Origin of the sequence: Halomonas sp. SL1 (genome assembly GCF_003030865.2) — a bacterium.
Taxonomy (GTDB): Bacteria; Pseudomonadota; Gammaproteobacteria; order Pseudomonadales; family Halomonadaceae; genus Halomonas; species Halomonas halophila.
Genome location: NZ_PYUQ02000002.1, coordinates 87601 through 101029, shown reverse-complemented (window position 1 = coordinate 101029; position 13429 = coordinate 87601). Strand labels below are relative to the sequence as shown.

The window sequence follows — 13429 nt, the reverse complement described above, 5'->3', positions numbered from 1 at the left end:
CATGGAGCACATTAGCAAATCCGACTTTTCGGACAAAACCTAGGAGCCTAAACTGGGAAAAAGCCATTGTGCGTCAGGCGATTCATTCCGTGTTGTCAGCCGGCAACTTGATCAGCCGTTTCTCGAGAGCTGCGGCGGCAGCTTTAAAACATCAGGAAACTCGATGAAAGAGCCTCGAATAACATTAACCTGTCAAACCATGGTGTGGTTGTTCGGCCTCTGGTTTATCATGGCCGGAAACGCATCGTCGTTTGTGGGCAGTGAAAGCTGTGCAGGTTGCCACGAGAGCGAGTACGCGGATTGGCGTTCTAGCCATCATTTTGCCGCCATGGCTGAAGCAAGCGACGAAACCGTTCTGGGTGATTTCGACGACAGTAGCTTTACTTATAACGGCATCACGTCGCGATTCTACAAGAAGGATGGGCGCTTCTTCGTCTTGACCGATGATGCCGAGGGAGAGCTTCAGGAATTCGAAATCTCCTATACGTTAGGCTTTTATCCTCTGCAGCAGTACCTGGTCGATTTTCCTGATGGAAGAAAGCAGGTGCTGGGCATCATCTGGGACAGCCGAAGCGCCGAGGAAGGCGGTCAGCGCTGGTACCATCTCTATCCCGAGCACGACACGCTCAACCATGGTTAGCCCTCTCGAGCGGTGGATAGCGATGATCCACTACACTGGACGGGCACGTACTTCAACTGGAACAGTCGCTGCGCCAGCTGCCATTCCACGGATCTGCAAAAAGGCTACGATTCCGAGAGAGATCGTTACGACACGACCTGGGCCGAGATCAGTATCGGCTGTGAGTCTTGCCACGGGCCTGCCGAAGATCACCTCGCCTGGGTCCGGCAGCAGGGGGAGCCCCACGAGGCCGCAGCTTACCGTGGTTTTGCTATGTCCTTGCAGCCACGGAATGTCTGGGCGGCGATACAAGGCTTGGCAGACGATGAAACGGCCGACAAGCCGGCGGGAAAAGCCACCAAGACGGCGGAAAACGTCTGTGCCGCCTGCCACTCTCGTCGCTCCGAGCTGGAGCAGACGGACCCGCGGAACGATTACCATGACGCTTATAGCCTGACCCTGCTAGAGGCGCCATTCTATTACGCGGATGGCCAGATACGTGACGAAGTCTATGTCTGGGGGTCTTTCCTGCAGAGCAAGATGCATGGCGAGGGCGTTACCTGCAGCAACTGTCACAATGCTCACTCGTTGGAGCTGAGGATGGACGGCAACGGGCTATGCGTTCAGTGCCATACTGCCCAGGACTTCGATACGCCAAGGCATCATCATCACGCACCCGATAGCGAGGGAGCGCAATGCGTCAACTGCCATATGCCGGCGACCACCTATATGGGGATAGACGCGCGGCGTGATCACAGCCTGAGAATCCCCAGGCCTGAGCAGTCCGCCTCGATCGGGGCGCCCAATGCGTGCAATCAATGCCATCAGGACCAGGGGCCGACCTGGGCTCAGCGCAGCATCGAGGAATGGCTCGCGGGCAGCGGTGACGAGCTAGGACGTCACCCCTTTGCCGATGCCTTCTACGCGGCAGATAACGGAAAGCCCGAAGCCGCGCCACGACTTCTCGAGATTGCCACCGATGATTCGATGCCGGCAATCGCCCGAGGCAGTGCTATCCTCCGTCATGCACCTTATCACCATCAGGGCAGCCTGGAAGTGCTGCAACAGCTCCTGAGGGATGACGAGATATTGGTCCGCCTGGGGGCCCTGCGCTCGATGGAAACGCTGCCTCTCAATGTTCGCTACCATCTGCTGGCGCCACATCTCGATGAGACGGTCATGTCGCTTCGCATCGAAATGGCAAGACTCTTGTCCGGCATTCCCTTGGAACAGATAGAGCCCGACATGGCGAACCAGCTGAGTGGGCTGTACCGAGATTTTCACGAAACGGCTGACTATAACGCGGATATGCCTGGCCCCCAGGTTGTCGTCGGGCAATTCCATGCCAGTAACCGGGATTATGAAGCCGCCGAGGAGGCATATAAAAAGGCTCTGACACTGGCCCCACAGCACGAAGGTGCCTTGCTGAATTTGGCCGACCTCTACCGACAGATCGGGAAGGATACCGAAGGCAAAGCGCTGCTTGAGCGTGCCGTGGCAGCTGCACCAGAGTCTGCGACCAGTCATTATGCTTTGGGCCTATACTTTATCCGTCAGAAGCGTTATGACCAGGCCGCTATCGAATTGAAGGCGGCAGCGGACCTTGCTCTATCCAGTCCACGTTATGCCTATGCCTACGCATTAGCACTTGAGAACCTCGGAGAGGAAGAAGAAGCGATTGCCTATCTTGAGGAGTGGAAGGAAAGGGAGGGACCGCGACCACAGCTTGATCAGACATTACACAGACTAAAGGAAGACAGCCGATAGCATGAACCATGCACGTTTAGTGCGACAACGAGCGATTCTCGGCTGACGATTATCGAAAATGGCAGCAGCGTAGTCACCGAGGCCGGCTCTGGAAAAGGCCTTGGGCATGGTGGAACGCTTCAACGGCCGCATCAACGAGGTGCTGTCGACTCGGTGCTATACCTCCAGGCGAGGAGCTGGAGTAGATGCTCACACGCTATACTTGGCTGTACAATCCCCACATCCCGCAGAAAGCGCTGTATCATCGACCATCGGTTGTGAACCGTCCCAGGATTCCCGGGACGGTTCAGTTGCGCTAATGAAGGAATGGCCAACTAATCGTCCTGAGTTATTTACCAAGCGGATGGTCAAGCGGGCATTCGCAGGCCGAGGTGCAGTCGAAATATCTAGTCAGACTAATGACACAAGGGGAGAACGCCTTGTCCCTCGCTCGGGACGCATCACACGGCGTTTTCCCGATCATGCCTCGGCATGGCTAGCCCGGAGGGATATCGTCCTCGCGTTCACGAGGACGATATTATTACCTGATGACGGTAGTTGTGCTTTCTCAGCTTGCCACCAAGTCGGGACGACGTTGTGTAAAACGGGCGGCCTGTTCATAGGCGTGAGCGATCTTCAGGACCTTGAGATCCTGGTGCCTGCGCCCGATCAGTTGGATTCCCATCGGCCGTCCTTGTGCATCAAAGCCGGCGGGCACATTGACTACCGGGCAACTGGCGAGGGTGCCAGGCGTCACCACCTCCATCCAACGGTGGTAGGTGTCCATCTGGCGGCCGTTGATCTCCTTCGGCCAGTGAGTATCGGCATCGAAGGGGAAGACCTGGGCAGAGGGCAGGGCGACGACATCATAGGTATTGAACAGCTTTTCAAGTGCCCCATACCACCGGGTACGAGCTTCGGAGGCCTGATAAACCTCCATGGCTGACAGCTTCAGGCCGCCCTCGATCTCCCAGATAAGCTCGGGCTTCATGACAGCCCGCTTGTCGGGATTGGCGTAAAGGTCTTGGGCGATACCGGCGATCAGGAAGTGGCGCAGGGTCAGCCAGGTCTCCCACAGCTCTTCCATGGGATAATCCACGTCTACTTCTTCAACCTGCCCTCCCAGGTTTGAGAAATGCTCGAGCGCCTGGCGACAGACATCAAGCACGCCGGGCTCGGTGGCCAGATAGCCATTGAAGTCGCCCAGCCAAGCGACTCGCAGGCCGGCAGTATCCATGGCCAGATCACCGGCATAGGAGGCATTGTCCGTCTCGAGCGACAGCGGTGCCCGAGAGTCGAAACCGGCCATGGTCGACAGTAACCGAGCTGTGTCCTGGACCGTGCGTCCCATGGGGCCTGCGTAGCCGAGCTGCTGATAAAACAGCTCCCGCGACGGACCGCGCGGTACCCGGCCCTGACTCGGCCGAAAGCCTATGATGTTGTTGTAGGCCGCAGGATTCCTCAGCGACCCCATCATGTCGCTGCCGTCAGCCACCGGCAGCATGTGGGTAGCCAGCCCCACCGAGGCACCACCGCTGCTGCCACCGGCGCAGAGGGCTGGATCATAGGCGTTGCGAGTGGTGCCGTAGACGGGGTTGTAAGTCTGGGAGCCCAGGCCGAACTCCGGGGTGTTGGTCTTGCCGATCAGGATGGCACCGGCCCCGCGCAGCCGCTCAACGAAGATGGCATCGTGTTCTGGCACCCTATCCTTGAAGAGAGGGGAACCCATGCTGGTAGTGATGCCCCGAGTCGCAGCCAGGTCCTTCACGGCATGGGGAAAGCCATGCATCCAGCCGCGGTAGTGGCCGTTGGCCAGGTCGGTGTCCGCCGCTTGGGCCTCGTCCATCAACTTCTCGCGGGGCTGCAAGGCGACAATGGCATTATAGGTCGGGTTGTAGCGCTCGATATGATCCAGGTAGGCCGCCATCACGTCTCGGCAACTGACATTCCTCTGATGGATAGCGGTAGACAGGCCGACAGCAGAGAGCGCGATGATGTCCTGGGGCGAGCTTGGCTGCACACTGGCCGCCCGGGCGGGACGAATCCCGCTCAGAGAGGAGGTGGCGGCGAGCACGCCGGCACCAGCCGTCAGCTTGAGGAACCCGCGGCGGTTCAGAGCGGAAATCGTTTTCGTTGTCATAGTGATGGCCTCGCAGCGATGAACAACTGTGGGAAGGCGCCTTGCGTCACCAGGCGCAGTCGGTTACGGCCGGAAGAGCCGAATCATGTCAGAAGGCATAGCGATAGGTCAGGTACAAACGATCGGCATGGTGGGTGATGATGCCCGCCGAGGACCTCTTCAGTGCCGTGCGCTGGACACCATCGGGCGTCCCTTCGGTGTCATGCTCTGTATGCAGCCAGGCCAGACTCAAGCCATCGAGGGCACCGGAGAACCGATATGCCAGCACGCTCTGAATTTCACGACGTGAGAAATCTTCGTAGCCCTCGGCGTGCTCCGAGGCGGCGTAATGCCCCTTCCAGCTCAGTCCGGGGAGCCCCCAGGTGGAGAAATCCAGCCCGGCGGTGAGCTTGACCATGGTTTCGTTCTCCAGCCCGAACCAGTAGAAGTTATTGGCCGAACTGTTCCAGCTGCCTTGTGCAGAGAAAAAGGGTCGATCGTAATCATCACCAGTAACGGTATTGAGATGGGCCCCCAGGTAATAGGGGGCATGATGATACGTCACCCCGAGATCATAGAAGCGGGCATCATGGTCCTCGTCGGCGGCAAAGGGTCCGCCACCTTCCGTTTCGAAGAGCGAGCCGGCATCCCATTGCCGACCATGACGCAGAGTCATGCCAAGGCGCCGCTCGTCACCGAGGAGCAGGTCATGGGTCAGCTCCACGAGGGCGGAGGCGAGGTAGTCCTCCGCTTCGGCGTACTCCGCCGCTACCCGGGTATCGGGGCCGATATCGAGGCTACCACCGAGTAGGCGAAGGTGATCGATGTCCTCGCCCAGAAAGGTATTCAGCGGCTCGGCGAAGCGCGAACTGTCGCGAGAATTGAAGCCTTCGATCTGCGTCATGTAGAGCGAGAGATCTCGCCAGCGATAGTCGACATCAAACCCCAGGGAGGCTGCTGGCAGAATACGCGTGGTGTTGTCGATGTACTGGAGTCGCGTCCTGGTGCGCTTGCCGTAGCCGGCGGTCAGGTGTTGCGTCTCGTCGTCGATCAAGCGCAACCTGCCGTAAAGCTCGCCCATGCCGGCGATGCTGTGGGGATCCTGAACGCTGCTATCCGCCTGCAGGTTGGTGATGCTGTTCGCCTCGTCGCCGACGTGCAGCGCATTGGCGGCCTTGACGCCAACATCGAGGCCAAACAGACCGGCGGCGTAGCCTGAGTGGAAGGTGATCTCTCCACCTTGCACCCATTCGTCCCGAGTCGGGCCGAAGCCATCGTCGGGATCTTCGTTCCAGTAGTACTGGCTGTAGCGAATACGGGTTTCGCTGTCGTCGAGAAAGCCATCGGCGGCTAGTCCCAGAGTAGGCAGCAGGGCCAGGCCAGCGGAAGCCAGGGTGGCGGTCGTCGATCGCATGTGAGCATGCCTTAATATTTTATTGTTAATAAAAGAATCGGAAACACAGTCAAAAGCTTCCGACACAAAAATATCTTGTAGTTATTCAGCACCGAACCGGCATCAACGGCCAGCCGGACAAACAACATTATGATGTTAAAAAAACAAAGCCATCAACCGAGACTTTTCACAATGTGCAAAGTTGCATTTTACATCTCCACCTCCACTACTATAGATTCCCTACCGTCCCCTTCTCACGAGCCTGTTTGCACGTGAAAAATCCAACAACATTGGTTCTGGCAGGAGTTGCTACATGAGACAGATAACACGTTCCAAGCTTGCGCTGACCACCTCTTTTGCCTTGTCCGCCACGATGATGTGCAGTCAGTCTTTCGCCGCTTCAACTGACCCTGACCACCCCAACATCCTGCTCGTGGTAGCCGATGACATGGGGTTTGCTGACCTTGGAAGCTATGGCAGCGAAATCGAGACACCCAATCTCGATTCACTGGCCAGTTCCGGCGTGCGCATGACCAACTTCCACACCACTCCGGCCTGCTCGCCGACCCGAGCCTCGCTGTTGACCGGCGTTGATCCGCACAAGGCAGGGCTTGGCAACATGGCCGAAGAGCTTGCCCCCAACCAGGAAGGCCAGCCCGGTTACGAGGGGCACCTGAACGACCGGGTCGCCGCCCTTCCAGCCCTGTTCAAGGATGCCGGCTACAACACCTATCTAACCGGCAAATGGCATCTGGGGAAGGAAGAGGGAAGCCGACCGACTGATCGTGGCTTCGATCACTCGTTTTCATTGCTGGTGGGCGGCGCCAGCCACTTCTCTGACATGAAGCCGTCTTATGCACCGTCCCCTGAAATCAAGGCACCCTATGCCGAAGACGGGGTGCTATTGGATGAGCTGCCCGACGATTTCGAATACTCATCCCAGTTCTACGCCGACAGGATGATCGAGTACATCGAAGCCGATAAAGGCAGCAACGCGCCCTTCTTCGGCATGCTCAGTTATACAGCCCCCCACTGGCCACTGCAGGCACCGGAAGACGCCATGGAAAAATATCGTGGCCGATACGATGCTGGTTACGATCAAATATTCAACGAGCGGCTGGAAGCACAGAAATCAATGGGGCTGATACCGGCTGATGCCGAAGGAGCTCCCCGTCCTCCCAAGGGACGCCCATGGGACAGCCTGAGCAGCGAAGAGCAGAAAGTCGAATCTCGGGCGATGGAAATATACGCGGCCATGGTGGACGAGTTGGATGCACATACCGGGCGCGTTTTCGATTATCTGAAGCGGAACGATCTATACGACAATACCATCGTCATTTTCATGTCTGACAATGGTGCCGAGGGGCACGACCTGGACGAGACCTGGCCGGCCGACCTGTTCCCGGAAATTCGCAAGGTGATCGACGAAACCAACGATTTCAGCTATGAGCAGATGGGTCGTGTCGGTTCCTACACCTTTTACGGTCCGAACTGGGCCTGGGCTGGTGCTCCCACGTTCAGATTGCACAAAGGGTTTCCGACCGAAGGCGGCACCCGCTCTATCGCCATCATCAAAGCGGCCGATCTGGAAGGCGGTGAAATCAACGACAGCCTCACCTCGGTCAAGGACATAGCACCGACCCTGCTGGAGCTGGCAGGTATTGAGCACCCTGGCACCGAATATAAGGGTCGCGAGATCGCGCCGATCACCGGCACCTCGTTGCTGCCGGTGCTGTCGGGCAATGCCGAGGTCGAGGATCGCGTGCTGGGCGGCGAGCTCTTCGGCAAATATTATATTCGCCAGGGAGACTGGAAGCTGGTCATGATGCCCAAGCCGTATGGCGACGACGAGGTCCAGCTGTTCAATCTCAGCGAAGATCTGGGTGAACGGCATGACCTGAGCCAAGAGCATCCGGAAAAGCTGGCCGAGATGCGTGCTCTGTGGGAGCAATATGCCGAGGAGAACGACGTCATCATCCCGAACTGGGTTAGCGGCTACTGATCCATCAGGCCGAGCCACACCATCCCCGCGTTCTTGACGCTGTTACCACCGACCTCAGCCCTAGCCACCCTTGGCCAGGGCTGTTTTCTGTTCTTCCTGCCCCCCGGAGCCTGACGGGATTCAGGCACACTCGGGCGCTTCAGGCGGCCTCATGATGTCAGTGCCTACACGTTCTCAGTAAAGTTCATGCTGCAGGATCTGGTCAGCGACCTGATCGGCAACGGCTCTGAGTTTGGGTAGAAGCTCCTTTTCCAGATGTTCGGAGGTGACAAGGGCTTCAAACCAGATCAGGCTGATACAGGCCTGCACCTCTTCCATGGCCATGACCGGGACGGCGGCGGCCCTTACCTGATAGGTCTTGCTGTCGTCAGGCCCTCCCTGATACCGCTCGTCGCGAACGCCATAGCCTCTCTCGCGCGTTTCCTGCAGTATCCTCTGCACCCATGGTTCATCGAGCGCCAGCCTATCCTCGGGGCTTTCACTCTGGCGCAAACGCTTGAGAATGGCAGCCTGATCGGCAGGGTGGCTCCAGGCCAGGTAAGCACGCCCCACGGCGGACTGCAGCATATTGGGCCGATACCCCATGAACCCCTTGTTGATAAACAAGGGGGACTGACGCCGTGTGGTTTCGATGATCTCCATGCTCTTGCCATTGTAGATCGCCAGATCCGAAGGCCATATCACCTCCTTTTGAAAGGCGTCCAGGATGGGGGAAGTCAAGTACGCCAGCTCATTCTGGGGTTGGACATGCCCCCCTAGCTCATGTATCTGATAGGTGAGGCGATATCGTTGATCTCCTAATCCACGATATACCCATCCCTCCTCCATCAGCGTCACCAGAATACGTAAAATAGTCGCGCGATCCAGCTGCGTCATGCAGTGCAACTGATTGAGACTCAGTGCACCGCCATGCTGGTTGAAAGCTTCGATGACCCTGATGGCCCGAGATATGGAACGAATTTTTTTTGGCATTGAAAAAGCGCTCTAAAGTATGGCGACAGCGGGATGCAACCTGGGGAGGCCGCCGCCATCCTGATGTCACTGGCGCAACAGCATCCAATCGCCATCCATGACACCCAGCATGTTCATCGCCATTTATAACCAATAAGCCAGCCAACAATGACTGGCCGTGCCCCCATTCCCTGACGGCGGTTTTATCGCATCGGCTCTCGAAAAATCCCTTCACCCCATAATGATAATGGTCATCAAGATATGGCATTGAACGCTGCTGCCATCATGCTTGACCCAGAGTGCCTCCGGCCGTGGGAGCCACCTGCCCGGCATCGCGCCTGCTGTCTGGCAGACAGGGACATGTGCCTGGCAGTCAAGTACAAGCCCGTGGCGCTGGCCAGTGCTAGCGTTGACTCGGACATGACCGACCCACGGCTCTGAGCCGTCGTTCTCTGCATGAGGCATCCACCATGACCGACTTTCCGATCGCACCGCTCCCCGAGGTCGATGCTTTCCTCTCCCGGGCCACCGGCTCCTTCATCGATGGGCACTACCTGACCGAAGGCGACCGCCAGGCCCAACCGATCAACCCCGCCACCGGTGAGCCGCTGGCCAGCCTGGCACTCGCATCGAATGCCGATGTCGACCGTGCCGTGGCAGTCGCCAAGGCCCGTTTCGACGACAAGACCTGGCGCGGCAAGAAACCGGCCGAGCGGGAGCGCATCCTGCTGCGCTTCGCCGATCTGGTCGAGCAGCACACCGAGGAGCTGGCACAGCTCGAGACCCTCAACCAGGGCAAGTCGATCAACCTGACCCGCGTGGTCGACGTCGGCTTCTCGGTGGATTTCATCCGCTACATGGCCGGCTGGGCCACCAAGCTCGAAGGCAAGACCACCGACGTCTCCATCGGCATGCCGGAAGGCGCCGAGTTCCACGCCTACACCCTGCGCCAGCCGGTCGGCGTGGTCGCCGGCATCGTGCCCTGGAACTTCCCGCTGATGATCGCGCTGTGGAAGATCATCCCGGCGCTGGCGGCGGGCTGCACGATCGTCGTCAAGCCGTCCACGGAAACGCCGCTGAGCGCCCTGCGCCTGGCCGAACTGGCGCTGGAAGCCGGCATTCCCAGCGGGGTCGTCAACGTCGTCGTGGGTGGCGGCTCGACCGCCGGTCAGCGCCTGGCGGAGCACCCCGACGTGCGCAAGGTGACCTTCACCGGCAGCACCGATATCGGCAAACGCATCGGTCACGCCGCCGTCGACCACATGGCCCACTTCTCGCTCGAACTGGGCGGCAAGAACCCCATGCTGGTGCTCGAGGACGCCGATCTGGACAAGGCGGTGGAAGGGGCCCTGATGGCCGGGCTGCTCAACCAGGGCCAGGTATGCGCCGCGGCCTCGCGCTTCTACGTGCATCGCCGCCAGTACGAGGCCTTCTGCGAACGCCTGCACCAGGCGATCAGCGGCATGTCGCTGGGGCCGGGCCTGGATCCCACGGCACAGCTCAACCCGGTGGTCTCCCAGCGCCACCAGCAGAGCATCCTGAGCTATCTCGAGATCGCCGAGCGCGAGGGCGCCCGCGTGATGCGTGGTGCCGAGGCGCCGGATGACACCGGCTACTACGTCTCGCCCGTGGTGCTGGCCGACGTCACCCAGCAGATGACCCTGGCCCGCGAGGAGGTTTTCGGCCCGGTGCTGTCAGTGATCCCCTTCGACGACGTCGACGAGGCGCTGGCCATGGTCAACGACAGCGACCTCGGCCTGGCCGCCAGCCTGTGGACCAACGACCTGTCGCAGGCCATGCGCCTGACCCCGGAGATCGAGGCCGGCACGGTATGGGTCAACACCCACGTCACCCTGGACCCGAACATGCCCTTCGGCGGCGTCAAGCAGTCCGGCATGGGCCGCGAGTTCGGCCGCGAGGCGGTCGAATCCTTCACCGAACTCAAGTCGGTGTGTATCGCCTACTGATCATCGATTGGACGTGACTCGGCTTCGCGTCACCTTGCGCCCGATGTGCCCTGTGGCATCGGGCGCTTTTTTGTCGCCGGCCGGCATCGACGCATCCTCCCGGGCACGCCTGGCGATCCGCGCGTCAATGCAGGCTATGGTGACGGCGATAGTCCCGCGGCGACATGCCGTGAGACTTCTTGAAGGCGCGGCTGAAGTGGGCCGAATCGGTGAAGCCCCAGTGGTAGGCGATCTCGGTGATCGAGTGCCGCGCTCGGCGCGGGTCCGACAGCGCCTCGGCACAGCGCGCCAGGCGCTGCCGCTGGACGTAGCGGCAGACGCTGTCGCCGTGGTGCTCGAACAGCCGATACAGCCGACGGACGGAGATGTGCAGCTGCTCGGCCAGGAAGGACGGCGTGAGACGCTCGTCCTGCAGGCGCTGCTCGATCAGCTGCTGGGCACAGCGATAGAGCTCCTCCCCCTCCGCCGGCGCCTCGGTGACCGCGTCGGCGTCGTCCCGACAGGTCGGCGCCAGCAGGGACAGCAGCGAATCACGCAGGCCGATGCCATCTTCTTCGGTCAACGGCTCGCTCAGCTGCCGGGATACCACGCGATTGACGATCAGCTGCAGGATCTGACCGCTGGCATTGCCGGTGTTGAGCTTGCCGAACGGCACCCGGCGATCGGCGAAACGCTCGATGACGGCATCGCGAGGCAGGTGGAAGGAGCTGTGCTCGATGAAGCCTTGGGGCAGGATCTCGCAGTCACGCGCCGAGTCCAGCAGGGCCATCTCGCCCGGCAGCATGTCGATGGTGCGCCCCTGCTGGATGAGGCGGGCACGCCCCTGACGCTGCACGATCAGGAAGCAGTAGCGGTCCTCCTCACGGTCACTGCACGGCCGCTCGCGAACGATGCGCTGCGCGTTGGTGGTGATCTCGGCAACCTCGAGGCTGCCGGCGAGCCGTGTGCCGACCGAGCCGTGGAAGGGCATGTCATCGGGCAGAGGGCATGACTCGAACTGGCCGCAGGTACGTTGCAGCTCGGCGAGCCAGGCGGAAAACGAATCTTGATGGGGATGGGCAGAGATCACAGGACCTCCTGTCAGGTGGCCGCGTCGGTATCATTTTTTATTAACATGTTATTAAAACATAGCGCCACCGGACTCGGGGGTCAATCGCCCCTTTCGTCGAGCCCCGGGGCACACCGGCCCCGGCGGAGAGACAGCAGAACAGGCACGGCCGGCGCTCGCCCTACAGCATCCGCTCGAGGGTGTCGTCACGCCGGCCGAAATGGTGGAACAGGGCGATGCCGACATGCCCGAGGATCAGCACGGACAGCATCCAGGCCAGCGGCGAATGGAGGCTGCCGAGGCCGGCCGCCCAGGCGATCTCTTCACCCTCCGGCACGATCTCCCAGCCGAAGGCGCTCAGACCGTAGCCACCGCCCAGCATGATCAGCACGCCGGACAGCGGCATCAGCAGCATGCCCGCGAAGAGCAGGCCATGCCCGGCCTTCACCAGCCGGGCGGTAGCCGGATGCTGGCGCGGGCGATGGCGGCGCTGGCCGATGACCCACACCAGACGCAGCACGATCAGGCCGAGCAGCAGGGTCCCGATGGAGACGTGCCAGGGCACCAGCGTCTGGCCGATCCAGTGCTCTCCCTCGGCGATGCGGTCGCCGAACTTGAGCAGCTGCCAGGCGATCAGCGCCGTCATCGACCAGTGAAACGTCTTGCTGACGCTGCCATAGCGTTGCTTGGAATCGTGAATCATGGGTACCTCTAAGGGTCGGTTGGGTCATCGTGGCCGCCGATGCCATCGGGCGGCCCTGGAGAAGGCCCTTATCGATCCCAGGTCGGGGCCAGATTGGCCGGGCTGAGGATGCGCCCCTGCGGGCGCGCCAGGCCGTCGATCATGGCCATTTCCTCGTCCGACAGGGCGAAATCGAAGATGGCGGCATTCTCCGCGACCCGCTCGGGGCGGGTGGTGCGGGTCAGGGGCACGTCCCCCTTCTGATGCACCCAGCGCAGGACCACCTGGGCCGCGTTCTTGCCGTGGGCCGCGCCGATGCGGGCCAGCAGCGGGTCGCGGGGCACCGCGCCCATGGCCATCACGAAGAAACCGGTCAGCGGCACGCCGAGCGCGTGCGCCCGCTGGCGCAGCGTCGACTGATCCAGATAGGGATGGATCTCGACCTGGTTGGTCGCGATCGGCGCCTCGCTGACCTCGACCGCGCGGGCCAGCTGGGTCGCATTGTAGTTGCTGACGCCGATATGACGCGTCCAGCCCCGTGCGCGCGCCTCGTTCAGCAGCTCGATCTGGCGCTCGATGGGCATGCCGTGGCCGGGCCAGTGCACCAGCAGCAGATCGACGTGATCCAGCGCCAGCCGGTCGAGGCTTTGCTCGACCGAGGCCAGGAAGTGCGTCTCCGAAAAATAGCGGTTCATCACCTTGGTGGTGACGAAGACCGCGTCGCGCGCCATGCCGATGTCGCTCAGGGCACGGCCCAGTGCCGCCTCGTTGCCGTACAGCTGGGCCGTGTCGAAGGCGCGAAAACCCGCCTGCCAGGCGGCGGGGATCAGCCGGGCGACCTGCCGGTCGTCCAGCTCGTCGAGGCCGAAGCCGATCGGGGGAAGCAAGGAATCCATCAGCAC

General features: G+C 60.8%; 10 protein-coding genes and 1 pseudogene. 5 read left to right on the top strand and 6 right to left on the bottom strand.

Annotation, left to right across the window (positions count from 1 at the left end; translation table 11 throughout):
• Positions 1-163 precede the first annotated feature (163 nt).
• From C9J49_RS00630 to C9J49_RS00625, 3 genes and pseudogenes are all read left to right on the top strand, one after another.
• Complete coding sequence (locus C9J49_RS00630) at positions 164-640, top strand: multiheme c-type cytochrome (RefSeq protein ID WP_107181082.1); 477 nt, start codon at positions 164-166, stop codon at positions 638-640.
• A gap of 12 nt (positions 641-652) precedes the next feature.
• Positions 653-805 (top strand): annotated as a pseudogene (locus tag C9J49_RS17430) (hypothetical protein); the annotation flags it as partial.
• A gap of 129 nt (positions 806-934) precedes the next feature.
• Entirely contained in the window at positions 935-2386 is a 1452-nt protein-coding gene (locus C9J49_RS00625; protein ID WP_258393714.1) for a tetratricopeptide repeat protein, read from the top strand.
• Between the two features lie 547 nt (positions 2387-2933).
• Here C9J49_RS00625 and C9J49_RS00615 read toward each other — a convergent pair.
• On the bottom strand, positions 2934-4505 hold the full coding sequence (locus tag C9J49_RS00615) for an amidase (RefSeq protein ID WP_107181080.1): 1572 nt from the start codon (positions 4503-4505) through the stop codon (positions 2934-2936).
• Positions 4506-4593: 88 nt separating this feature from the next.
• Positions 4594-5898, bottom strand: coding sequence for an OprD family outer membrane porin (locus C9J49_RS00610; protein ID WP_107181079.1), 1305 nt, complete (start codon positions 5896-5898; stop codon positions 4594-4596).
• Between the two features lie 292 nt (positions 5899-6190).
• On the opposite strand from C9J49_RS00610, the gene C9J49_RS00605 reads away from it, so the two are divergent.
• Complete coding sequence (locus C9J49_RS00605; RefSeq protein WP_107181078.1) at positions 6191-7879, top strand: arylsulfatase; 1689 nt, start codon at positions 6191-6193, stop codon at positions 7877-7879.
• Between the two features lie 174 nt (positions 7880-8053).
• Here C9J49_RS00605 and C9J49_RS00600 read toward each other — a convergent pair whose 3' ends face one another.
• Entirely contained in the window at positions 8054-8851 is a 798-nt protein-coding gene (locus C9J49_RS00600) for a helix-turn-helix domain-containing protein (protein WP_107181077.1), read from the bottom strand.
• A 449-nt stretch (positions 8852-9300) separates the two neighbouring features.
• Here C9J49_RS00600 and C9J49_RS00595 point away from each other — a divergent pair, with 449 nt between their 5' ends.
• Positions 9301-10797, top strand: a complete 1497-nt coding sequence (locus tag C9J49_RS00595) for an aldehyde dehydrogenase (protein ID WP_107181076.1) — start codon at positions 9301-9303, stop codon at positions 10795-10797.
• A gap of 124 nt (positions 10798-10921) precedes the next feature.
• Here the strand turns inward: C9J49_RS00595 and feaR are convergent, their stop codons facing one another.
• From feaR to C9J49_RS00580, 3 genes are all read right to left on the bottom strand, one after another.
• Positions 10922-11866 (bottom strand): transcriptional regulator FeaR, encoded by a 945-nt coding sequence (feaR, locus tag C9J49_RS00590; protein WP_107181075.1) that lies wholly within the window; start codon positions 11864-11866, stop codon positions 10922-10924.
• Between the two features lie 160 nt (positions 11867-12026).
• A complete protein-coding gene (locus tag C9J49_RS00585; protein WP_181454221.1) occupies positions 12027-12548 on the bottom strand; it encodes a cytochrome b in 522 nt (173 codons plus the stop codon).
• A 68-nt stretch (positions 12549-12616) separates the two neighbouring features.
• Positions 12617-13423, bottom strand: coding sequence for an aldo/keto reductase (locus C9J49_RS00580; protein WP_046078992.1), 807 nt, complete (start codon positions 13421-13423; stop codon positions 12617-12619).
• Positions 13424-13429 lie beyond the last annotated feature (6 nt).